Source organism: Agromyces cavernae (assembly GCF_021044935.1).
GTDB classification, from domain to species: Bacteria; Actinomycetota; Actinomycetes; order Actinomycetales; family Microbacteriaceae; genus Agromyces; species Agromyces cavernae.
This window is the reverse complement of the sequence record NZ_JAJNMP010000001.1, coordinates 412046-434165: the sequence shown is the minus strand read 5'-3', so window position 1 is coordinate 434165 and position 22120 is coordinate 412046. Positions and strand designations below refer to the sequence as shown.

General features: G+C 71.3%; 17 protein-coding genes and 1 pseudogene. 11 read left to right on the top strand and 7 right to left on the bottom strand.

All coding sequences use genetic code 11. The features are described 5' to 3' along the window. The first annotated feature begins 92 nt into the window (after nucleotides 1–92). The gene (locus tag LQ757_RS02000; protein WP_372459613.1) at nucleotides 93–1526 is read left to right on the top strand and encodes an MFS transporter; all 1434 of its coding nucleotides are present in this window, start codon (nucleotides 93–95) and stop codon (nucleotides 1524–1526) included. A gap of 31 nt (nucleotides 1527–1557) precedes the next feature. Here LQ757_RS02000 and LQ757_RS01995 read toward each other — a convergent pair whose 3' ends face one another. Beyond that, nucleotides 1558–2211 carry a MarR family winged helix-turn-helix transcriptional regulator gene (locus LQ757_RS01995; protein ID WP_231045533.1) on the bottom strand — a complete coding sequence of 218 codons (654 nt, stop codon included), beginning with the start codon at nucleotides 2209–2211 and terminating at the stop codon, nucleotides 1558–1560. Nucleotides 2212–2308: 97 nt separating this feature from the next. On the opposite strand from LQ757_RS01995, the gene LQ757_RS01990 reads away from it, so the two are divergent. Beyond that, nucleotides 2309–3037: a MarR family winged helix-turn-helix transcriptional regulator gene (locus LQ757_RS01990; protein WP_231045532.1), complete on the top strand. Its 729-nt coding sequence runs from the start codon at nucleotides 2309–2311 to the stop codon at nucleotides 3035–3037. 67 nt (nucleotides 3038–3104) lie between these two features. On the opposite strand, the gene ubiG is transcribed toward LQ757_RS01990, so the two are convergent. Together ubiG and LQ757_RS01980 are read right to left on the bottom strand one after the other, a co-directional pair. After that, a complete protein-coding gene (ubiG, locus tag LQ757_RS01985) occupies nucleotides 3105–3875 on the bottom strand; it encodes a bifunctional 2-polyprenyl-6-hydroxyphenol methylase/3-demethylubiquinol 3-O-methyltransferase UbiG (RefSeq protein ID WP_231045531.1) in 771 nt (256 codons plus the stop codon). A 19-nt stretch (nucleotides 3876–3894) separates the two neighbouring features. Beyond that, nucleotides 3895–4500: a tRNA-specific adenosine deaminase gene (locus tag LQ757_RS01980; protein ID WP_231045530.1), complete on the bottom strand. Its 606-nt coding sequence runs from the start codon at nucleotides 4498–4500 to the stop codon at nucleotides 3895–3897. A gap of 108 nt (nucleotides 4501–4608) precedes the next feature. Between LQ757_RS01980 and LQ757_RS01975 the strand changes: the two genes are divergently transcribed. Both LQ757_RS01975 and LQ757_RS01970 read left to right on the top strand, forming a co-directional pair. Further along, entirely contained in the window at nucleotides 4609–5163 is a 555-nt protein-coding gene (locus LQ757_RS01975; RefSeq protein WP_231045529.1) for a hypothetical protein, read from the top strand. Between the two features lie 229 nt (nucleotides 5164–5392). Then, nucleotides 5393–7306 (top strand): substrate-binding domain-containing protein, encoded by a 1914-nt coding sequence (locus LQ757_RS01970; RefSeq protein WP_231045528.1) that lies wholly within the window; start codon nucleotides 5393–5395, stop codon nucleotides 7304–7306. Nucleotides 7307–7437: 131 nt separating this feature from the next. On the opposite strand, the gene LQ757_RS01965 is transcribed toward LQ757_RS01970, so the two are convergent. Further along, the gene (locus LQ757_RS01965) at nucleotides 7438–10665 is read right to left on the bottom strand and encodes an ExeM/NucH family extracellular endonuclease (protein ID WP_231045527.1); all 3228 of its coding nucleotides are present in this window, start codon (nucleotides 10663–10665) and stop codon (nucleotides 7438–7440) included. 184 nt (nucleotides 10666–10849) lie between these two features. Here LQ757_RS01965 and LQ757_RS01960 point away from each other — a divergent pair, with 184 nt between their 5' ends. Further along, a complete protein-coding gene (locus LQ757_RS01960) occupies nucleotides 10850–11629 on the top strand; it encodes a sirohydrochlorin chelatase (protein WP_231045526.1) in 780 nt (259 codons plus the stop codon). A gap of 209 nt (nucleotides 11630–11838) precedes the next feature. Here LQ757_RS01960 and LQ757_RS01955 read toward each other — a convergent pair whose 3' ends face one another. Then, a complete protein-coding gene (locus LQ757_RS01955; protein ID WP_231045525.1) occupies nucleotides 11839–12507 on the bottom strand; it encodes a TetR/AcrR family transcriptional regulator in 669 nt (222 codons plus the stop codon). Between the two features lie 98 nt (nucleotides 12508–12605). On the opposite strand from LQ757_RS01955, the gene LQ757_RS01950 reads away from it, so the two are divergent. After that, entirely contained in the window at nucleotides 12606–13529 is a 924-nt protein-coding gene (locus LQ757_RS01950; protein WP_231045524.1) for an alpha/beta hydrolase family protein, read from the top strand. 68 nt (nucleotides 13530–13597) lie between these two features. Here LQ757_RS01950 and LQ757_RS19510 read toward each other — a convergent pair. Together LQ757_RS19510 and LQ757_RS01940 are read right to left on the bottom strand one after the other, a co-directional pair. Continuing rightward, nucleotides 13598–14041 (bottom strand): annotated as a pseudogene (locus LQ757_RS19510) (glycosyltransferase); the annotation flags it as partial. 695 nt (nucleotides 14042–14736) lie between these two features. After that, entirely contained in the window at nucleotides 14737–15438 is a 702-nt protein-coding gene (locus LQ757_RS01940; RefSeq protein ID WP_231045523.1) for an arsenate reductase/protein-tyrosine-phosphatase family protein, read from the bottom strand. 88 nt (nucleotides 15439–15526) lie between these two features. On the opposite strand from LQ757_RS01940, the gene LQ757_RS19335 reads away from it, so the two are divergent. From LQ757_RS19335 to LQ757_RS01915, 5 genes are read left to right on the top strand one after another with little or no spacing between them, the layout of a single operon-like run. Continuing rightward, nucleotides 15527–17614, top strand: a complete 2088-nt coding sequence (locus tag LQ757_RS19335) for a glycosyltransferase (RefSeq protein ID WP_231045522.1) — start codon at nucleotides 15527–15529, stop codon at nucleotides 17612–17614. Further along, nucleotides 17611–18819 carry a glycosyltransferase family 4 protein gene (locus tag LQ757_RS01930; protein WP_231045521.1) on the top strand — a complete coding sequence of 403 codons (1209 nt, stop codon included), beginning with the start codon at nucleotides 17611–17613 and terminating at the stop codon, nucleotides 18817–18819. Before LQ757_RS19335 ends, LQ757_RS01930 begins: the two co-directional genes overlap by 4 nt. After that, nucleotides 18816–19958: a glycosyltransferase family 4 protein gene (locus LQ757_RS01925; protein ID WP_231045520.1), complete on the top strand. Its 1143-nt coding sequence runs from the start codon at nucleotides 18816–18818 to the stop codon at nucleotides 19956–19958. Before LQ757_RS01930 ends, LQ757_RS01925 begins: the two co-directional genes overlap by 4 nt. Continuing rightward, nucleotides 19955–20998, top strand: a complete 1044-nt coding sequence (locus LQ757_RS01920) for a glycosyltransferase family 4 protein (RefSeq protein ID WP_231045519.1) — start codon at nucleotides 19955–19957, stop codon at nucleotides 20996–20998. Before LQ757_RS01925 ends, LQ757_RS01920 begins: the two co-directional genes overlap by 4 nt. After that, nucleotides 20995–22119, top strand: a complete 1125-nt coding sequence (locus LQ757_RS01915) for a glycosyltransferase (protein WP_231045518.1) — start codon at nucleotides 20995–20997, stop codon at nucleotides 22117–22119. The genes LQ757_RS01920 and LQ757_RS01915 overlap by 4 nt, the downstream gene beginning before the upstream one ends. The last annotated feature ends 1 nt before the right edge of the window (nucleotide 22120 follow it).

Below are 22120 nucleotides of genomic sequence, written 5' to 3'. Positions count from 1 at the left end.
CAGTGCACCCAGGATCAGCGACGATCGAGCGGATGTCCCGCCCCGGTCGCGCCGGTCACCTTCCGTTCATCCGACCGAACGAGGCTTGCCACATGACCGTTCCCCCTCGGCCGCCCGCCGAAACCTCCGCCGAGGGCAGCGGCGTGCCCACGCCTCCGCCCACCGCCCAGAGCGGCGCCATCAGGGTGATGGGCCTGCAGTTGCAGGAGGGGCGTGTCATCCCCCGACGCCAGGTGTTCTCGTGGGCCCTATGGGACTGGGCGACGCAGCCGTTCAACTCGGTCATCCTCACGTTCGTCTTCACGGCCCTCTACTTGACGAGCGACACGTTCCTCGACCCCGCCGTCGCCGCCCTCGGCGAAGGCGATCCGGCGTACGAACGCGGGCTCGCCGAGCTGGCGAGCGGACTCGGATGGGCGATCACGATCGCGGGCATCCTCATCGCGCTGCTCGCCCCGGTGCTCGGTCAGCGGGCGGATGTCGCTGGGCGGCGCAAGGTCTGGCTCGGCGGCGCGACGGCAGCGCTCGTGCTGTGCATGGTCGCCCTGTTCTTCGTGCAGGGCGCGCCTGCGTACTTCGTGCTCGGCATCTCGCTCATCGCGGCCGGCACGGTGTTCAGCGAGATCGCCGGCGTCAACTACAACGCGATGCTCGTGCAGGTGTCGACGCCGAAGACCGTCGGCAAGGTCTCGGGACTGGGCTGGGGCCTCGGCTACATCGGCGGCATCCTCGCGCTCGTGCTCGTCGTCGTCGCAACCACATTCGACTGGTGGGGGATGCCCACCGACAACGGCCTCGCCTATCGCGTGATCGCACTCGGCTGCGCGGTGTGGACGCTCCTCTTCGCGTGGCCCGTGCTGGTGTACGTGCCCGAGGCACCGCCGGCGCCCGGGCGCGAGCGCGTATCGTTCTGGCGCAACTACGTCGTACTCGTCCAGGACATCATCGCGCTGTGGCGCGACTCGCGACCGACGTTCTGGTTCCTGCTCGCGAGCGCCGTGTTCCGCGATGGGCTGGCGGGCGTGTTCGCATTCGGCGCAGTGATCGCGGCGATCGTGTTCCGCTTCACGTCGAACGAGGTTCTGCTCTTCGGCATCGCCGCGAACCTGCTGGCCGGCCTCTCGACGATCCTCGCCGGACGCTTCGACGATCGATTCGGTGCGCGCGCCGTGATCATCTTCTCGCTCGCGGGCCTGCTCATCGCGGGTCTCGCGGTCTTCTTCTTCCACGACACGGGCAAGCTCGTCTTCTGGGTCTTCGGCCTCGTGCTCACGCTGTTCGTCGGCCCGGCGCAGGCGGCGTCGCGCTCGTTCCTCGCCCGCGTCACACCGGCCGGGCGCGAGAGCGAGATCTTCGGCCTCTATGCGACCACCGGGCGCGCGGCGAGCTTCCTCTCGCCGCTCCTCTGGGCGGCACTCATCGGGGCGTTCGGGGCGACGTACTGGGGCATCCTCGGCATCATGATCGTGCTCGCCGCGGGTCTGGTGCTCATGCTGTTCGTGAAGGTCCCGCCGGCCCTGCGCTGAACCCGCGTTCGGGTTCAGCACTCGCGCCGGCTCAGCCTCGGCGCCAGGCCTCCGCGAAACGGGTGAGCAGTCGCGCGAACTCGGCCCGCTCGTCGGGCGAGAAGTCGGCGAGGGCCTGCTCGATCGCCGTGCGCCGGTGGTCGATCACCGCTGAAAGGGCCGCACGACCCGCGTCGGTGATGACGAGGATGCTGCGCCGGGCGTCGGCGGGGTCGACCTCGCGTCGAACCTGGCCGGCGTCGACCGCAGCCTGAACGAGCCGGCTGGCCCGTGGCTGGTCGACACCGATCGCGATGGCGAGGTCGCTGACGGAACTCGGGCCGTGGTTGGCGAGCACGATGAGCAGCCGTATGGCGGCGTGGCCTCCGCGGCCTCCCGGGCCACCGTGGCCCCCGGGGCGGCCGGGGTCGCCGCGGCGACCGCCGTGGCTGTCGTGACCGTGGCTGTGGTCGGCGTGCGGCTGCTCCGCGTGGCCGTGATCGCTGGGTCGACCGCCATGCCGATCGTGCCCCGTCGGCGGACCACCCCAGCCTCCGGGCCCCCGCCCGAACGGCCCCTGCCCCCACCTCGCGCTGAACGGGCCGCCGGGCCCGCCCCCGCGGAACGCGCCGAGGGCCGCTTCGACCGCGGCGACGGGGTCGGAACCTGAAGATTCACCGAGACCGTCTTGACGAGGGCGTGTCATACATGTCATTGTACATATACATGTCACTTGACATGCAATATCGAACACGCGCAACGCGCGCCGGGCGCCCCGCGGGCGCACCGAGAAAGGCAAGATCATGAACACCGATCAGCACGACCCAGATCAGACCAACCCCGATCAGCCCGAGCGCTCCGACGAGACCGTCGGGCCCGGGGCATCCGCAACCGCCGACCGACCGTTCGGCTTCTGGCTGAAGCTCATCGACCGCCGGCTCTCCGACGAGATGCAGACGCTCTTCGCCGCCGACGGCATCACCCGCCGCGACTGGCGCATGCTGAACCTGCTCGCGGGCGAGGCCCGCGACGAGCGGCTCGCCGAGCGGCTCCACGCCAAGCCCCACGCCCTGCACCGCCTCGCCGAGCGCGGCTGGATCACGGGCGCCCCGCCCGTGCTCACCGACGCCGGCCGTGAGGCTCGCGACCGCCTCGAATCCCAGGTGACCGCACTCCGCGAGCGCGTCGCCGGCGCCGTCTCTGCAGAGGACTTCGCGACGACGCTCCGGAGCCTCGAGGCGATCGCCCGCGAGCTCGGCTGGGACGAGTCCCATCCGATGACCCGCGGCCGCCGCGGCGGTCGTCGCCACGGCTTCGGCGGCCATGGCTTCGGTGGCGGCCATGGCTTCGGCGGCTGGCACGGCGCCGGCGGCTGGCACGGCGCAGGCGAGGGCCGCGGCTTCGGGCATCACCCGGGCCACCAGCCGCAGCCGGGCCACCAGGACGTCCACGTCCACGTGCACCTCCACGACGACGACCGGCGTCAGGGCCACGGCGATCGTCATCACGACCGGCCGCACGCCGAGCGCTGACGAGGGCTTGGTGTGCGGCCGGGAGCGCTCCACCGAGTCGCTCCCGGCTCCGCCGTCCGGCGGCCGCTCACGGTCGCCGGACGGCGAACCCCATGTACGACAGGCTCAGCGACGTCACGCGACCGAATTCGAGCCTGCGGCTCAGCTCGCCGTAGCTGATCCGGCCACGCCGGGTGTCGCCCAGCGCGGCGAGGATCGTGAGCCACCGCGCTCGCGGCGCCAGCCCGACCACCTCGACGATGTCCAGTCCGTGCCGGCCGAGCGTCGCCCCGAGTTCGTCGGGCGTGATGAACATCGACCACTCGTGGATCGCCGTGTCCATGATGCGCGTGAGTCGCCACTCCTGCATGGCCTTGATGGCGAGCATCTTGCTTCGCCACGTGCGGTTGATCGTGTCGAAGAGGTAGAGCCCGCCGGGTCGCATCACCCGCGCCGTCTCTGCGATGACCCGGTCGAGGTCGCGCACGTGTTCCAGCACGTCGCAGCAGAACACCAGGTCGAACGCTGCGTCCGCGAAGGGCAGTTCCTCTCCTACTCCGACCCGGTACTCGATGTCGAGCCCGCCCTCCCCCGCGTGGGCTCGTGCCGTGTCGATGGCGACCCGCGACGGATCGATTCCCGTCACGGTGAATCCGGCCATAGCGAGTTCCTCGGCGATGAATCCGGCACCGCAGCCGATGTCGAGAGCCCGGCCCCCCACCACGCCCCGGTGATCGAGGATCTCGCGGAAGAACCCCATGCGTCCCGGCGTGCAGCTGCCGTGCAGCATGTTCAGCGGGTTGTCCTCGTCCCACCAGCCCGCACCGAGCCGGTCGTAGACGTCGTTGTCGATCGGCATGTCCGGCCCCGGGCTCGACCTACGCCTCGTTCGCGCCCCGCGCGTTGTAGACGACGGCGTCGGACGCGCCGAAGGCCCGGAACACCTCGATGGCGTCATCGTGTCCGAGGCCGATCGAGACGCGGATGCCGCGGCGCTCGAACTCGCCGACCCAGTCGGCCGGCATCGGGCCCTCGTCGAATCCGGTGAGTCGCTCGACCTCGGCGCCCTCGCCCGCGATCGTGAGCGCGCGAACGCCTGACCACATGGTCGCGCCGTAGCACATCACGCACGGCCGCCAGTTCACGACGAGCTCGAGTTCTGCGCCGTCCGCCCCGAGATCCCAGCGGCCGAGCGCACGCTGGGCCAGGCTGAGCGCCATCATCTCGGCGTGCGTCGCGCTGAGTCCGCTCGCGAGCACCACGTTCACGCCGACCGAGATGAGCGCACCGGATGCCGCATCCACGACGATCGCCGCGAACGGGCCCCCGTTGCCCGCACGCCAGTTGCGGTCGGCGAGACGGTTGACGAGCTGGACGCGTTCCTCAGGGGTCGAGATCGGAGACGTGGCGAGCAGCCGCGGGAGCTCATCGATGAGCCAGGGCGGCAGGGTCGCGTCGAAGGCGGAGGCGAGCTCGACATCCATGCGCCCCATTCTGCCCCGGTCCGGACGCTCGCGTCCGATAATGTGACCGGGCGGACCCTGAAATGCATGCACCTGCACACAACCACCGAGAGGCAGACTGGCACCCCTGTGACGACCACGCTCAAGGCGAGACAGCGGCGTAGGCAGCGCCACCGCGCGGTCGCGTACGTGGCGATCGCCGCGGGCTGGGCCGCCGCGATCTGGACCAGCACGCTGCTGGCGGCCCCGCCCTGGCTGCACACGATCGCCCTGTTCGTGCACCTCGCCTCGCTCGTGGTCGGGTTCGGCGCCGTGCTCATGGTCGACTGGTACGCCCTGCTCTGGGTGACCGAGTGGCGCACGGTCCGCGACCTCCGGCAGGTCGATGTCACCCTCAAGGTGCCCATCTGGGTCGGAATCATCGGACTGCTCGCGAGCGGTGCGCTGCTGCAACCCGACCTCAGCGCACCGCTCACGCTCGTCAAGCTCGGCGCCGTGCTGGTGCTCTCGCTCAACGGGGTGGCGATCACGCGGTGGACGATGCACCTCGCGAGATTCCCGCGCAAGACGCGCTTCAGCGCGGTGCCCCGATCAGCCCGCATCCGGTTCATCTCGAGCGCCGTCATCTCGCAGGTCGCGTGGTGGACGGCCGTCGTCATCGGCATGCTGAACTCGACGACCTGAGCCCCCGATCCGGCCCCGGAAGTCGCCGGAACGATGCCGGCGTTGTTTCCATTCAGTACCTCATCATTGGGATCGTCGGTGACATCGGGATATGCTCGCCTCGGCCCTGCACCGCCACCCGAGGACAGACCCCCATGTTCGATTCACTCGTGCTGCGCGCCCCCGACCCGGACGCACCCACTCCCAGCCGCGCCCCGCGCAGCGGTCGAGCGACGACGGGAGTCGCCGAATGAGCACGGGCGGGCCGTCACTTCGTCGCGAGCGTCGCCGCAGTGAACAGCGGGCACGACGTCGCCGTGGCACGCGATGGATCATCATCGGCGCGGCGGCACTCGTGCTGCTCCTCGGGGGTGGCATCGCGACGGCGCTCGTGATGACCGCGCAGAACCCGTCGACCGAGGCCGACGGCGTTGACGAGGCCCCGCAGGCCGCCGAGCCGATCGTCTTCCCCGACGACGAGCCCGCCGCTGCAGCGGGCGCGAGCCCGTGCACCACCGTCCGGGTGCTCTCGTCGTTCGAGAACGCCGAAATGGTGTCACGTCTCGTCGACGGCTACAACGCGCAGCCCCGCGATGTCAACGGCAGCTGCGTGACGGCCGTTGCGACGAAAGACAAGTCCGGGCTCGCGGCCGAAGACGCATCGCACAGCTTCACGAACCTGCCCGAAGATCAACGTCCGACCGTGTGGGTGCCCGACGCCAGTTCCTGGATCGGCATCGCGCGAGCCACCGGCGGCGGCGCGGCGGTTCCCGCCGAGACGACGAGCCTCGGGGCATCCGATATCGTACTGGCGATGCCCGAGGCGCTCGCGGCAGCCATCGGCTGGGACGAGGATTCCCCGACCTGGGCCGAGGTCTACGAGGTCGCCGAAGACGAGAACGCGTGGAGCGACCTCGGCCACCCCGAGTGGGGGGCCTTCAAGCTCGGCAAGACGAGTCCACTCGTCGCGAGCTCCGGCGAGGCGGCGCTCCTGAACTCGTTCAGCTCCGCGGCGGGCACGGGTGCTGAGCTGACGAGGGATGACGTCATCGACCCCGAGGTGACCGAGGAGGTCAGGCGCCACGAACTCGCGACGAGCCACTACATGGCCACACCCGAGCACTTCCTCTGGCACGCGCGCCAGTCCGAAGAGCAGGGGTCGGTCGCGGACTTCCTCTCGGCGGTGATCGTCGACGAGAAGTCGGTCTGGGACTACAACCGCGGCATCACCAGCCGCGACGGCGTCACCCGCGTCGCGAGTGACCCTCCCGCCGAGAAGCTCGTTCCGATCTACCCCTCGGACGGGTTCTACGTGGCCGACAACCCTGCCGTGCTGCTCGAGGGGGTCTGGCTCGATCTTCTCGAGACCGCAGCGGCAGAGGACTTCTTGCGGTTCGCGCTCACCAAGCAGGGTCAGCAAATTGTGCGCGAGACGGGGTACCGCGATGTGAACGGGGCCATCGACCCGCTCGTCGCGGAGGTCGGCCAATTCGCCGCCGACCCGCCGGGGGCCCTCCCCTACCCTCGCGGGAACGTGATCCGGGCGACCCACCTCGCGTTCCCCGACGTGCGCAAGCGCGCCGAGGTGCTGTTCCTCGTCGACGTCTCGGGGTCGATGGAGGAGCCGATCCCAGGAGGCATGACGAAGCTCGCCGGCGCGAAGGCGGCGATCACTGAGGCGCTCGACCACTTCACCCCGGGCGACAACGTGGGCCTCGCCGCGTTCTCGGCGGTCGACATGGACCCGATCTCTCCGGGACTGGTGAGCCCCGTAGCCGACATCGGCGAGACCCGAACCGAGTTCCTCCGGGAACTCGGCGCCCTACGGCCGATCGAGTTCACGCCGCTCTATGCGGCGGTCGACAAGTTCGCGCGAGAGCGCGCCGCCGACTGGCAGCCCGACCGCATCAACGCGATCGTGCTGCTCAGCGACGGCAAGAACGAGTACTTCGGCTCCTCGGTCACCGCAGCGCAGATGATCTCGGGCCTCGAGGAACTGCACCACCACGAGACGCCGGTGCTCATCTTCACGCTGGCGTACGGTGCCAACGCCGACGTCGCGACGCTGCAGTCGATCTCGAGCGCCACGGGCGCCCACTACTACGACGCCACCGACCCGACTAAGGTCAGCGACGTGCTGGGCGACCTCGTCACGAGCTTCTGAGCCCGGGCTGCCCGGCAGACCCGCACCCCGCAAGAACGACGCCGCCCCCGCTCATCGCGGGGGCGGCGTCGTTCGTTGTCATGCCGAGTGTCGCCCGGCCGTCACGAACCCGGCCGTCACGGACCCGGCCGTCACGGGCCGACTCGGATGGTCACCGACTCCGTCGTCGCGTTGCCGGCGTCGTCGGTCGCCGTGTACACCACGGTGTAGACGGCGCCCTGGCGGGCGAGCACCTCGACCTGGGTGTCGGAGATCACGCGGATGTCGGCCTTGTGACCTTCGGCCGTCGCGCTCACGAGTTCGATCGTCACGTCGGCGTCGACGTTGTCGGTCGCCTCCACGTCGATGTCGACCGTGCGCCACTGGGCGTTCGGGGGGAAGATCACATCGGGCGACGCCGTCACCGTCAGCTCGGGTGCGATGACGTCGAGGTCGAGCCCGACGATCACCGGGTCGTGGTCGCTCGAGCGCCACTGGTCGGGAGCGAAGAGCGCGTCCTGGGCGGGGAGCTTGAACGTCATGTCGTAATCGATGATGTTCGGCTCGTCGGAGTTGACGTGCCAGGCCGCGGCCCCGGTCACCCGCTCGGTGAGCCCGGCGCCGGTGAGCGCGTAGTCGAGGTAGCCCAGCTGCCCGTCGAACACGTACGAGTAGGCCTCCTCGCCCTGGTCCTCGAACAGCAGGTCGGTGTAGCCGGCCGCGAGCAGCTCGTCGATCGGGTCCTCCTTGTCGTACGAGTTCAGGTCGCCCATGATGATCTCGTTGCCCGCGCCCTGCCCGGTCGGGTCGCCCGCCAGCCAGTCGGCGAGCGCCTGAGCGGCGAGCGTGCGCGTGACGTTGCAGTTGCCCGCACCGTCGCCGAGGTCGGGATCGCCCGCGCACGGCGAACCCTTCGACTTCAGGTGGTTCACGACCACGGTCACCTCGCCGCCGGCTTCGAGATCCGTGAAGGTCTGCGCCAGGGCGGGGCGGTTGAGGTCGGTGTTGAACCGGGGATCCTCGAGTTCGGTGAGGACCGCGTGGTCGCCAGTCGGCGCCACCTCGGCCGGCTTGTAGATGAGCGCCGTCGTGATGACGTCGGTGCCCAGCACGCCCGTCGAGATGAAGTCGTACGTGCCCGCACCCATCTCGTCGTTGAGCGCTTCGACGAGCGTGCCCACCGCTTCATCCCCATTGTTCTCGATCTCGATGAGTCCGACGACGTCGGCGTCGATCTCGGCGATCGCCGAGACGATCTTCGCCTCCTGGCGCTCGAACTCCTCGGGAGTGTTCGCGCCGCGCGAGTCGAGCGTCGTGAAGTAGTTCAGCACATTGAAGCTCGCCACCTTGGTCGTGCCGCCGACCTCGGGCACGCCGTTGTCGGCGCGCAGGTTCACGGCCTCGAAGTCGGCGCCTTCAGTGGGCTGCACACGCCAGCGGATCGTCGAGTTGTCGGTGCCGTCCCTGCGGTGATCGAGCACACCCGTGACGTTCGACACCAGGTCGCCGCCCCGGAACGAGTTCTCGAGGGTGAACTCGTCGCCGTTCGGGTGGATCGCCGGGTCGGGGTTCTGCGCGAAGCGGCCGTCGTCGATGGTGATGCGCTCGGCGAGGTTCTTCGCCTCGAGCGCATCGAATTCGGGTGAGCCCGGCTCGACGACCGCCGTGGGCGTCATCTGCCGGTCGACGCCGATGTCGATCGTGCCGTAGCGCGCGTACTCGAAGGTCTCGAGGATCGCGAGCGACTGCGGCAGCGTCACGATCATGCCCTCGAGCGACTCGTAGACCTCGGGCGATGAGACCGGCAGGGAGATCTCGGTGGCACCGGGAAGCGCTGCGCCGGCGTCGCAGATCGCGTTGGCCGTCGCGGTGACCTCCGTCATGCCGAAGAACTCGCTCACGGTTCCGGCCACGTGCACAACGTCGCCGGCTGCGACGTCGAGTCCGGTCGGGGCGAAGACGAAGATGCCGTCGGATGTCGCGGCATCCGCATCACCGGCGTCCTGCAGGTAGTAACCGTCGAAGCCGCCGCCGGCCTGGAAGTCGCCGGTGACGACGCCCTCGATCTCGACCTTCGCGCCGATGACCGGCGAGGCGGCCCCTGCACCCTGCACGGAGCCGATCGTCACCGCGGGTGCGTTGCAGTCGGCCGGGGGCAGCGGCACGATGACGACTGTGCGGGAGTTGCGGACCCCGGGGGTGTTCGCGGCCTCACCGTTGACGAGCGTGCCGGTGTTGCCGGGGATGCCTGCGAGGTCGAAGTCATTGCGCACCCAGTCGGCGGTCGAGTCGGTGTCGGTGCCGTCGGGGATGCGGGAGGCAGCGCCGGGGACGAACGCGATGCCGTCGTACCCGTTCGTGAGCACGACGCCGCCGTAGGCCAGGTCTCCCGACCCGCCGTCGTTCACCGCGATCGCGTCGAGCAGGGTGACCCCGGCGGGCAGGTCGAGCGTACCGTCATCGTTCGTGTCGAGGTCGACGCCGGTCGCGCCGGTGTATCCGCTGACGAGCAACAGCGAGACCGTGCCGTTCTCCAGGGCGTTCGCGGGGAGCCAGACCAGGGCACGTCCGTCGGCGTCGGGAGCGTCGAACGAGACGACCTCGTCGACCAGGCCACGCGAGGTGGGCGCTCCAGCACTGAAGTCGCCCTCGATCTCGAGCACGCGGAGGCCGGTCAGGTCGGTGCCGGGCTCGGCGAGCAGTTCGACGAACTCGACATCAGTGCCGGCGGTCGAGGCGGAGAATTCGTTGATCACCGTCGGCTGCGGTCCCACCTCACCGCACGTGTGCGATCCGAGCCCATCGAACGTGTCTTGGGCGAAGCCCTCCCACTCGAGGGCGGGGTCGAACACGTCGGTGGGGTCGGTGTCGCCCACACACACCGAGGCCAGCCGGCGCAACGTGTTGTCGGCGGTCGAGGTCAGACCGGTTCCCCATTCCGTGCCCGGGTCCAACCCGATCTGGCCGAGCGAGTCCACGACGCTGCCGGCCTTGTCGAGCACGATCGCATCGTCGCCGTTCCACAGGCCGAGGTTCGCCGTCAGGTCGGCTGCGGCGAGGATCGCGGCGTTCGCCAGGCTGTGCGCGAAGACGAACGTCTCACCTGCGGCCAGGGTTCCGCTGAGCACCTGATTGACGCTCGTGGTGGTGTTGCCGTTGGAGTACTGGCGCAGCGTGTACTGACTGAGATCGACTGATGCCCCAGTCGGGTTGTAGATCTCGATCGCCTTGTTGTTCGAGGAGCCCTCGACGTACTCGCTGATGAACAGCTCGGTCGGCTCCGCCGCCACCGCGGCAGTCGCCGGAGCGGCCGCCAGCCCCACGGCGAGCAGTGCCCCCGCCGCGATCGTGACCGTGACTCGTTGGACGACGTGTTTCATCAGCACACTCCCCGACTTCACTGCGCGAGAGCCGACCTGACCCCCGGCGACAATTGCCGCCAGACTACGAGGCGCCTGTCTGCACGGGAAGACCCGGTGCGCGAACACTCGGTGAACCGCTCGGATGTGCACGATTCCGGAGATCTCTGCACATCTGCGCACCCACGTTTGCGATGATTGACGGATGACCCGGCTGCAGCCCGCCCTCCTCGGAATCTCGCACGGCACATCGTCGAGCGAAGGGCGCGCCGCGGTGCGGGCTCTGCATGAGGCCGTCGCCACTGCGATCGCCGAGCGCGCCGTCACGGCCGGCGCCGACGCGACCGCCACCGACGCGACCAGCACCGACGACGCGCAGCGCGCGCCGAGCGTGCGGCTCGGACACGTCGATGTCGAGCAGCCCGACGTGCCGGCGACCCTGGCCACGCTCGAGCCGGGCGAACCCGCCGTCGTGGTGCCGCTGCTGCTGTCGGCCGGATACCACGTGCACGTCGATCTCACCGAGGCGGTCGCCGAGGTCACCGACCGGTCGGTCGTGCTCGCGGGGGCACTCGGACCCGACGACCGACTCGCCGCCGTGCTCGCACGCCGCCTCGACGAGGCCGGAGTGCGCGATGACGACTCCGTGGTGCTCTCCGTCGCGGGTTCGAGCGACGGGCGCGCCGTGCGCGACTGCCGCGACATGGCCAAGCGGCTCGCGGCGGCCTGCGGCCGGGACATTCGGCTCGGTTTCCTGTCGGCGGCGTCGCCGCTGCTGATCGACGCGATCGCGCAGGCACGCGAGGATGCCCCGGGCGCACGCGTCGTCGTCGCGAGCTACCTGCTCGCGCCCGGGTACTTCCAGGACTTGGCCGAAGCCGCCGGCGCCGACGTCGTGAGCGCCCCGCTGCTCACGCCCGACCTGCCCGTGCCGGCCGAGCTCGTCGAGATCGTGCTCGACCGCTACGACGCCGCGGCCGGCTGACCCACCCGCCCCCACCCCCGCCCCACCCGATCTCCACCGTCCCGAAAACAGGAAGACACGCCGCGACCGCACCGAAAACAGGAACTCCAGCGGCGTGTCTCGCGCGAGTTCCTGTTTTCGGTACGGGGCGGGGTGACGGGGCCGGGGTGACGGGCGGGCGAAGCAGGTAAGGTGCGGGCTGAGGCAGCGCGGGCTGAGGCAGCGCGAGCTCAGCGAGCGGCGAGCGCCTCGTCGTCGACGTCGGCGAGCGGGCGCAGCACCTCGGGGTCGGCGCCTGCCGCGAGCAGGCGTGCGACCATGGCCCGGCGCGTGAACATGTACGGCTCGTTCGAGTCGTGCAGCAGCGAGCGGGTGTTCGCGCCGTCGAGGAGCGCGATGAACTCGAACGCGAGCTGGGCGGCATCGGTGCCCGGGGGTAGCTGGCCCTGGTCGATCGCGTAGCCGATCGCCACGCGCACGTAGTCGTTCCAGCTCTGGAACGCCTGGGCCACTGCGTCGCGCACCGGCCCCGGCTTGGCATCGAGCTCGACCGCGGCCGAGGCGAAGAAGCATCCGCCCGGGAACACGCGGTCGCGGGAGTAGGCGATCCAGCGATCGAGCAGGACGACGACGCGACGGATGCCCCGGGGCTCGACCCGCGCGGGCTCGAGCACCGCCTCGCGGAATCGCTGCGCCGCCGCGTCGACCGTCGCGAGCTGCAACCGCTGCTTCGTGCCGAACAGGGTGGCGACTCCGCTCTTGCTGACACTCGCCGCCGCGGCCAGCTGGCCGATGGTGAGCCCGTCGAGTCCGTCGATCGAGGCGAGGTCGACGGCGCTCGCGAGCACGAGGCGCCGTGAGGCGTCGCCCCGGGCCTTTCGTCCGTCGATCTCGGTCATGTCTTGTATTTTACGCACGATCGTTCGTATAGTGTCAGTACGACCGTTCGTATTGTTTGATTTCCGCTGTTCGAGCAGCCGATCCCGAGGAGACACCGATGTCCGCAGCATCCGCCATCGCCACCGGCATCCGCACCGCCGGCGCGGTCTCGCCGGCACTCGCCGGCCGCCTCGCCTTCCCGCTCTTCATGCGCGTCGGCCGCCGCACGCCCGTCGCTCGGGCAGACCAGGCCACGCACAGTGCGGCCCGCCGCGGTACCGTGCACATTCCGGGCCTGCGCCGCTCGGGCGTCGACGTCGTGACGTACGAGTGGGGTTCGGGCGCCGACACGGTGGTGCTCGCGCACGGTTGGCAGTCTCGAGCGAGCGTCTTCGCGCCCCTCGTTCGAGAGTTGCGCAGCGAGGGTTTCAGGGTCGTCGCCTTCGACGCGCCGGCGAACGGCGAGACGCCGGGCCGAGGAACCTACCTCGTCGACCACCTCGACATCATCACCGAGCTCCAGCACCGCCACGGCGCCTTCCACGCGATCGTCGGCCACTCCTTCGGAGCCCTCGCCGCACTCGTCGCCGTGCACGACGGCATCGCCGCACGCCGGGTGGTGGGCATTGCAGGGGCGGGGTCACCCGACGTGTTCATCGACGGCTTCGGCGAGGTGCTCGGCCTCGACCGGCCGAGCCGCGAGGCGCTCGCACACCGATTCACCTCCCGGCTCTTCCCCGGCGGCCCCGACCCGTTCGAGCGGTACTCGGCGTTGCGGCATCCGCTGCCCGATGCCACGCGGCTGCTGCTCGTGCACGATCACGGCGACCGGCGGGTGCCGTTCACGCAGTCGCAGCGACTGGCCGAGGTCAACGGCCCGAGCGCGCGCCTCGTCGCCACCGACGGTCTCGGTCACAACCGCATCCTTCGGGCCGACGTCACGCTCGACGAGGTCACCGCGTTCCTGACGGCGGCGGATGTCGCGACCCGTCCGTCGAGCTCGGGTCGGGTGCCTCGCCTCGAGCCCACCACGGCCTCGTAGAACGCCGCGTGCGCCCTGGCGACGGCGGCATCGTCGAGGAGCCCGGGCGTCGCGGCCGCCGCGAGCGCGAGCCGCTCGCGCAGGTCGTCATCGGCGTCGAGGCTGCCGAGCGCTGCGGCGAGCGCGTCGATGTCGCGGGGCGGCACGAGCAGGCCGTTGACGCCGTCGACGACCCACTCGGCCGGTCCGCCCTCATCGGCCGCGACCACGGCCCGCCCGGCGGCGAGGTACTGCAGCACGTTCTGGCCGAGCGGTTCGGGACGTGTCGACGCCTGCACCGCCACATCCCATCCGGCGAGGAGCGTGTCGACATCGTCGACGTGACCGAGGAACTCGACCTGCCCGGCGATGCCGAGCTCCGACGCCCGCCGTCGCAGGTCCTCGAGGTGTCCCCCGTGCCCGAACGGCGCGTCGCCCGCCAACTGCAGCCGCACATCACGGCCGCCGAACACCCGCGCGAAGGCCTCGAGCAGCACGTGCTGGCCTTTCCACGGGTCGATGCGGGCGAGCATCCCCACCGTGCGGATCGGGTCGCGCCCGGGCGCAGTGGCGGCGCCGACGCGCAGCCCCGATGCGCTGGGGATCACCTCGGCGAGCGCGCCGCGGCGCAGGTGCGGACGTGCCGACTCGAGCGTCGCGTGCGAGTTCGCGATCACGCCGTCGGCCCGGGGCAGCACCACTCGCACCATGAGTGCGCACCCGGCCCGGCCGAGGGCCTCGGCGTCGACGAGGTCACGCAGGTGCACGACGAACGGCACGCGCGAGGTGCGTGCGGCGAGCGCACCGAAGGCCGCCGCGCGCGCGGTGTTGGCATCGACGAGGTCGGCGCTGCCGAACACGCGCGACGAGCGCACCGAGATGGCCTGCGCGATGACCCGCGCCCCGACCGAGAGCGCCGCTCCGAGACCGCCGGCGGCGACGCCGGCCGGCTGTCGAACGCCGGCGATCGCGCGCGGTACGCGAGACGGCACCGCGTCGTAGATTCCGAGCGTGCGATCGGATGTCGCGGCGAGCAGCAGGTACGGCGACCACGACGGCTCGGCGCGCAGCATGCGCAGGAGCGCGAACTCGGCGCCGCCGCCCACGTTCGTGTGATCGAGGTGCAGCACCCGCAGCGCTCGGCCGGACCCCGTGTGCGCATGGGGTGCGCCGGCGGGCCCGATCGCCGCTCCGCCAGCGCCTCCGCCGGCGCCCGCGCCCGGGTTCGTCACGCCTGGCGCCGTCCGCGCGGGCGCGACGGGGTCGAGCCCGTGTCGACTGCGGTCTCGCCGCTGAACGAGAACTCGCCCGCCTCGACGGCCGCGTCGTAGGCCGCGACCTCGCCGTGAGGCATCCCGAGCAGCACCTGAGCAAGGCGCGCGAGCGGCGGCACCTGCTGCCGGGCCATCTCGCGGAACGCCTCGTCGTCCTTGCCCTCGGGGTCGACGATGTCGTCGCCGGCCGAACGATCACCCGGCACCGAGCGGTTCTCGGCGAGGGACGCCACCCGCAGTCGGAGGTCTTCGACCGTGCCGGGTGACGGCATCGGCGGCAACGTCGCGGCGATGCGGCCCGCTTCACGCATCGTGAACGTCGAGCGCACGACGCCCGGCACCAGCTCGAGCACGCTGCCGCGCTGACGCGTCGACGAGACGAGCACCAGGTCGGCCGAGCGGATCATCTGCTCGGTGATCTGCGAGGCTCGATGCCCCGAGCCGTCGGCGCCGAGCGCCTCGGCGATGGCGCGCGACCTCGATCCCATCGGGGCGCCCACCGGCGCTCCGAGCCCCGCGCTCGTCACCTCGACCTGGGCTCGCAGGGGCGACGGCAGGTACCAGTCGACCCACCGCTCGAGCAGTGCCGCGCCGAGCGCAGATCGGTTGACGTTGCCCTGGCAGACCACGAGCATCGTGAACGACTCCGCACCCAATGTGGCCCCCCTTTTCGGCACGTGTGACGGACGACCCCGCCCGCCACAGCCCGGCTAGGGTTTCCGTTAGGAGTCTAGAGGGGGTGTGGTGCGCGTACTCAGGGTCTCGCACAGCGCCGTCGTCGACGAGTGGCGCGGGCGCGAGCGCGCGCTCACCGCTCTCGGCGTCGACGTGTCGCTGCTCAGCGCGCGCCGCTGGCATGCGGGCGGCGTGCCGGTCGCACTCGAGGCAAGGCCCGGCGAGCGGGTCGCCGGCGTGCCCACGCTCGGCAGCCACCCCGCGCTGTTCCTCTACGACCCCCGCCCGATCTGGCGTGCGCTCGGAGAAGACCGCGACGTGATCGACGTCCACGAGGAGCCGTTCGCCCTCGCCACCGCCGAGGTGCTGCTGCTGCGAGCGCTGCGCCGGCGGTCGCGCCGCACCCCCGTGGTGCTGTACACCGCGCAGAACCTGCGCAAGCGCTACCCCGTGCCGTTCCGGTGGCTCGAGCGGTGGGCGCTCGGCTCAGCGTCGGGCATCTCGGCCTGCAACGCCGAGGCCGCCCGCATCGTCGAAGACAAGGGCTTCGCCGGGCGAGCACGGGTCATCCCGCTCGGTGTCGACGAGCAGCGACTCCGGCCGGTGGATGTCCCGGCACGGCGGTCGCCCGCAGAGGGTCTCGATACGCCGGCTCCTCGACCGACGAATCGCGTCCCTGCCGGTCGAGTAGGCGCGCCAGCGCCGTATCGAGACCCCGCGACCGACCAACTCACTGTCGGGTTCCTCGGCCGCCTCGTCCCCGAGAAGGGCGTGCTCGTGCTCCTCGACGCGGTCGCACGCGACCCTCGCCTTCGACTGCGCATCGCGGGTTCGGGTCCCCTTGCATCCGAGCTCGACCACCTCGCCGCCGCACGGGGCATCTCCGACCGCGTCGAGCTCGTCGGGCCCGTCGACCCCGATGACATCGTCGGGTTCTACCGAACGCTCGACGTGCTCGCAGTTCCCTCGCTGCCGAGTCCTTCGTGGACCGAGCAGTTCGGCCGCGTCGCCGTCGAGGCTATGGCCTGCGGGGTTCCCGTCGTGTCGAGCGATGCGGGCGCCCTGCCCGACGTGGTCGGCGGCGCCGGTCTGATCGTTCCGGCGGGCGACGTCGCCGCGCTTGCGGCGGCACTCGTCGAAGCGGGCGCCACCCGAGCCGACGACCTCCGTGCGAGCGGTCTCGCGCGCGCCGCGGAGTGCACCTGGAACGCCGTCGCCCGTGACTACCTCGACCTCTACCGGTCGGTCGTGCACGCGGCATCCGATCGGGTCGCCGATCTCGAGATCGTCGTCGTCGCCTACGGGGCGCCGGCGATGCTGCGGCGAGCGCTCGAGCCCGTGGCCCACCTGCCGGTCACCGTCGTCGACAACTCGTCGCTGCCCGAGATCGCCGCGCTGTGCGACGAGCTCGGCGTGCGCTACCTCGACCCCGGTCGCAACGGCGGGTTCGCCGCCGGCGTGAACGTCGCGCTCGCCGACCGCCTGCGCGCCGGCGCCGACGTGCTGCTGCTGAACCCCGACGCCGTGATCTCGGCCGGCGACATCGCGGTTCTGCATCGGTCGCTGCGCGCCGACTCCGGGCTCGCGAGCGTCGGGCCGTCACAGGTCGACGACCACGGCACGCCCGCGCGTGTGGAATGGACGTTCCCATCGCCGGCCGCGGCCTGGCTCGAGGCGGTGGGACTCGGGCGGCTGCAGGGCGGTGCCCGCTTCGTCATCGGCTCGGTACTGCTCCTGCGCGCCGAGGCCCTCGACCAGGTCGGCGGATTCGACGAGCGCTTCTTCCTCTACGCCGAGGAGACCGACTGGGCCTACCGGGCGCACCGGCTCGGCTGGCGCCACGCTCACGTGCCCGAGGCGCAGGCGCTGCACGTCGGCGCGGCCACCAGCAGCGACTCGTCGCGTCGCGAGGCGCACTTCCGCGCCTCGCAGGAACGCTACCTGCGCAAGCACTACGGATGCCTCGGCTGGCAGTCGGCGCGCATCGCGCAGTGGCTCGGGGCGATGGTCCGCTCCGTCGTGCTGCCCGGCGAGCGCGGTCGGCAGGCGCGCAAGCGCGCGGCACTCTACCGGCTCGGCCCGGTGCGCGTCGAGGCGCGCTACCTCGCGCACGAGCCGGCGGCAGCCGATCGCGTCACGAGCGGACGCGTCGCATGACCCGCATCGTGCAGATCGCCAATCGCATCGGCCCCGGCAGCGGCGTCGCCGGCGTCGCGTGGAACCTCGAGCAGCAGTTCCATGCGCTCGGCAGAACCGTCGAGCGCTTCACGTACCAGGATGCGCGCCGCGGCGGAACCGAGCGGCCGTGGCCGACGACTCGGTGGCGGGCACGGCTGGCCGGCGGATGGCGCCAGGTGTGGTTCAGCACCGTCGGCACGAGGCGGGCACGCGAGTTCATCGCCGCACGCCCCGACGCCGTCGTGATCTGCCACAACAGCGTCATGGCGGGCGACATCTTCGTCAACCACGGGGTGCTGCTCGCCCTGATGCGGGCACGGGGCCGCTCGGCGTGGGAGATCTACCGCAATCCGGTACACGACTTCATCTACCTCCGCGACCGCATCAGGTACCGCGGACGCACGCACCGGGCGGTCGTCGCCCTCTCGCAGGCGGCCGCCGCGGAACTGCGTTCGACGTACGGCCGTGTGCGCCCGCGGATCGAGGTGATCCCCAACGGCGTCGACCTCGAGCGATTCCACCCGCCGACCCCGGTCGAGCGTCGTGCGGCACGCGACATGCTGCACCTCGGCGACGACGAACGGGTGGCCATGTTCCTCGGCCACGAGTTCACGAACAAGGGCGTCTCGTTCGCCATCCAAGGACTCCGTCACGCGGAGTCCGTGCTCCTGCTGGTCGTGGGCGGCACCGACGAGATCATCGCAGCCGGCAAGGCCGAAGCCGAGGCGCACGGCGTCGCCGAGCGCGTGCTCTTCCTCGGCCCGAGGGGCGATCCGACGCCGTTCCTCAGGGCGGCCGACCTGTTCGTGCTGCCGAGCGCATCCGAAGAGAACGCCCTCGTCGTACTCGAAGCCCTCGCCTCGGGGCTGCCGGTCATCGCGACGCCGGTCGGTTTCGCGCCCGAGGTCATCGTCGACGGAGTGAACGGGTTCCTCGTCGAACGCACCGCGCGGGCCGTCGGCGAACGCATGCACCAGCTCGCCGCGCTCGACGACACCGAGCTCGCGCAGTGGCGCCACCGTGCACGCGAGTCCGTCGAGGGCTACGGATGGCGCGGGGTCGCCCAGCGCTACCTCGACCTCGCCGACGAACTGCTCGGCGCGCGCGAGCGCGAGCGCAGCGGCTCGAAGGATGAGGGCCATCCGCGTCATCCGCGTCATCCGGTGACGAGGAGCAACGGATGACGCACATCGTGCAGATCGCACCGGCAATCAATCCCGGCAGCGGCGTCGCCGGCGTGGCCCACGCGCTCGAGCGCGAGTTCATCGCCGCCGGCGCGACCGTCGAGCGGTTCACCGCTGCCGAGGCCGGCCGGCCGGCCCGGGGGTTTCGCGGCCCGACTCCGCTCGCCACCCACCTCACCAGGGCGCGCAACGTCGTGTGGTTCAGCACGGTCGGCACGCGGCGAGCACGCCGATTCCTCGCAGAACGACCCGACGCCGTCTCGATCACGCACAACGATGTCATGGCCGGCGACGTGTACGTCAACCACGGACTCCTGCAGGCGGCCATGCGCGCCCGCGGCGACTATGCGTGGCGCATGGTGCGCAACCCGGTGCACCTCTTCACGGCGTTGCGCGACCGCATCCGGTATCGCGGCAGCACGCACCGGGCCGTCGTCGCGCTCACGACGACCGAGGCGGCACTGCTGAGCTCGACGTACGGCCGGGTGCGCGCGCCGATCCACGTGATTCCGAACGGGGTCGACATCGAGCGATTCCGGCCCCCCGACGCCGCAGAGCGCGTGCAGGCCCGTGCCCGGCTCGGCGTCGACGACGACGACGACCGCACGATCGCCGTGTTCATCGGCCACGAGTTCGAACGCAAGGGCCTGCCCCTCGCTCTCGAGGCGCTGCGTACGGCGCCAGACGTACTGCTCCTCGTGATCGGCGGCACGCCCGACATGATCCGCCGGGCGCAGGCACAGGCCCGAACACGAGGTGTCGGCGAGCGCGTGCACTTCGCCGGCACGCACGGCAACCCGATCCCCTTCCTCTGGGCCTCCGACGTGCTCGTGCTGCCGAGCGCCTACGAGGCGAACGCGCTCGTCGTGCTCGAGGCGCTCGCGTGCGGCCTGCCGGTGGTGTCGACGCACGTCGGCTTCGCCCCCGACATCCTCGTCGACGGCGAGAACGGGTTCCTCGTCGATCGCTCGGCGGAAGCCGTCGGCACGCGACTCGACGAACTTTCGAGCCAGCCGCTCGACGAGTGGCGAGTCCGGGCGCGCCAGACGGCGGAGCAGTACGCCTGGCCGAAGATCGCCCGCCGCTACCTCGAGCTCATCGATTCGCTGCGCCGCGATCGCGACGGGGTCGACCGATGACGCGGCCGCTTCGCATTCTCCACGCCATCCGGTCCGACGGGTTCTCGGGTGTCGAGCAGTTCGTCCTGCGCCTCGCCTGCGCGCAGGCCGGCGACGGCCACGCCGTCGCCGTCATCGGCGGCGACCCCGAACGCATGCGGGAGGGCCTCGACGAGGTCGGCGTGCCGCACACACCTGCCGCGAGTACCTCCGACCTGTTCCGGGCGGTGCGGCGGCTCGCCCCCGGCGTCGACGTGGTGAACACCCACATGACCGCGGCCGACGTCGGCACGGTCGGCGCGCTCGGGTTCCGGCGGCGCTCGCGGCGGCCGGCGATCGTCGCCACCCGGCACTTCGCGAAGCCGCGAGGCAGGCTCGGGCCGATCCCGATCGGCGTGCTCGTGCGCCACGCGATCGACGCGCAGATCTCGATCTCGACCGCGGTCGCCAACGCCGTCGACGGTCCGAGCACCGTCGTGCACTCGGGCATCGAGCCTCGGCCACTCGCAGACGCGGCGCAGCGCGAGCACGTGGTGCTCATGGCGCAGCGCCTGCAGCCCGAGAAGCGCACCGACATCGGCATTCGCGCCTTCGCGGCATCCGGACTCGCCGGCGGCGGCTGGATCCTCGAGATCGCCGGCATCGGGCCCGAACGCGACTCGCTCGGTGCCCTCGCGGCATCCCTCGGCCTCGAGGACTCCGCCGTGCGGTTCCTCGGCTATCGCACCGATCTCCCGGCCGTCATGGACCGCGCCGGCCTTCTGATCGCCCCCTGCCCGGTCGAGGGCCTCGGGCTCACCCTGCTCGAGGCGATGGCGGGCGGTCTCCCCGTCGTGGCCGCGGGCGCCGCAGGTCACCTCGACCTCCTAGCGGGCCTCGACCCCCGGGCCGCGTTCGCGCCCGACGATGTCGACGAGGCCGCCGCGCACCTGCGATCGCTCGCCGCTGACGAGGCCGGCCGCACCGCGCTCGCGCTCGCCGCTCGCGGGCGGCAGCAGCGCGACTTCTCGCTGCGTGCGCAGGCCGATGGCACCGACGCGGTCTATCGGAGCGTGCTGTGACCGATCTCGTGGTGATGTCGCTCGAGGCGTGGGACGACGTCTGGCGGCGCAACCAGCACCTGGTCGCGGGACTGCTGCGGGCGGATGCCGCGTTGCGGGTGCTGTTCGTGGAGCCGCCCGCCGACCCCACTCACGACGTGCGGTCGGGCCGCCGCCCGTCGTTCGCGCGCGGGGTTCACGAGATTCCGGATGTCGCGCCCGGCCGGCTGTTCGCGGTGCGCCCCGTGAAGTGGATGCCCCGCCGGTTCGACCCGCGTGCCGACGAGCGCCTCGCGCGCGCGGCGATGCGCAGCGCCGAATCGCTCGGCATGCGGCATCCGCTGCTCTGGATCAACGACCCCGGCGCCGCCCAGCTCGCCGAGCGATCGGGATGGCCGACCCTCTACGACATCACCGACGACTGGCTCTCGGCAGACCGGTCTGCGGCCGAGCTCGCGCGGGCCGCTGCCAACGAGGCGCGACTGTTCGACCTCGCCCGCGAGGTGGTCGTATGCTCTCCCGAGCTGGAGCGCCGCAAGAGCGCGATCAGGCCCGTGACGCTCATCCCGAACGCCGTCGACGTCGCCGCATACCGTCGTCCGACGCCGCGGCCATCCGACCTCCCCGAAGGCCCGGTCGCCCTCTACCTCGGCACCGTGCACCCCGACCGCATCGATGTCGACCTGGGCGAGGCGACCGCGCGCGCCCTGGGCTCGGCCGGAACGCTCGTGCTCGTCGGCCCGAATCTGCTTGCGCCCGATCAGGCAGACCGCTTGCGGAAGGCGGGAGCACAGTTGCTCGGCCCGAGGCCGCGTGACGCCGTGATCGGCTACCTGCAGCACGCCGACGTGCTCGTCGTGCCGCACGTCGTGACGGAGTTCACCGACAGCCTCGACCCCATCAAGCTCTACGAGTACCAGGCGGTCGGCCGGCCCGTGGTGTCGACCCCGGTCGCGGGATTCCGTGACGCGGATGACCCTCGCATCACGATCGACGCGGGCGACGCGTTCGCGGCGGCGGTCGCCGCGGCGGTGCCGGCGGCATCGCGCTTCCCCGAGGGCGCCGAACGGGCAGTCGCCGATTGGAGCGACCGCGTCTCAGCGATGAGCGCGGTCCTCGACCGAGTAGGCGTGCCTCGATGAG

What these genes read in the sequence shown, in the direction of transcription:
- LQ757_RS02000 (WP_372459613.1), top strand. Translation starts at nt 93, where the DNA reads ATGACCGTTCCCCCTCGGCCGCCCGCCGAAACCTCCGCCGAGGGCAGC.
- LQ757_RS01995 (WP_231045533.1), bottom strand. Translation starts at nt 2,211, where the DNA reads ATGACACGCCCTCGTCAAGACGGTCTCGGTGAATCTTCAGGTTCCGAC.
- LQ757_RS01990 (WP_231045532.1), top strand. Translation starts at nt 2,309, where the DNA reads ATGAACACCGATCAGCACGACCCAGATCAGACCAACCCCGATCAGCCC.
- ubiG (WP_231045531.1), bottom strand. Translation starts at nt 3,875, where the DNA reads ATGCCGATCGACAACGACGTCTACGACCGGCTCGGTGCGGGCTGGTGG.
- LQ757_RS01980 (WP_231045530.1), bottom strand. Translation starts at nt 4,500, where the DNA reads ATGGATGTCGAGCTCGCCTCCGCCTTCGACGCGACCCTGCCGCCCTGG.
- LQ757_RS01970 (WP_231045528.1), top strand. Translation starts at nt 5,393, where the DNA reads ATGAGCACGGGCGGGCCGTCACTTCGTCGCGAGCGTCGCCGCAGTGAA.
- LQ757_RS01965 (WP_231045527.1), bottom strand. Translation starts at nt 10,665, where the DNA reads ATGAAACACGTCGTCCAACGAGTCACGGTCACGATCGCGGCGGGGGCA.
- LQ757_RS01960 (WP_231045526.1), top strand. Translation starts at nt 10,850, where the DNA reads ATGACCCGGCTGCAGCCCGCCCTCCTCGGAATCTCGCACGGCACATCG.
- LQ757_RS01955 (WP_231045525.1), bottom strand. Translation starts at nt 12,507, where the DNA reads ATGACCGAGATCGACGGACGAAAGGCCCGGGGCGACGCCTCACGGCGC.
- LQ757_RS01950 (WP_231045524.1), top strand. Translation starts at nt 12,606, where the DNA reads ATGTCCGCAGCATCCGCCATCGCCACCGGCATCCGCACCGCCGGCGCG.
- LQ757_RS01930 (WP_231045521.1), top strand. Translation starts at nt 17,611, where the DNA reads ATGACCCGCATCGTGCAGATCGCCAATCGCATCGGCCCCGGCAGCGGC.
- LQ757_RS01925 (WP_231045520.1), top strand. Translation starts at nt 18,816, where the DNA reads ATGACGCACATCGTGCAGATCGCACCGGCAATCAATCCCGGCAGCGGC.
- LQ757_RS01920 (WP_231045519.1), top strand. Translation starts at nt 19,955, where the DNA reads ATGACGCGGCCGCTTCGCATTCTCCACGCCATCCGGTCCGACGGGTTC.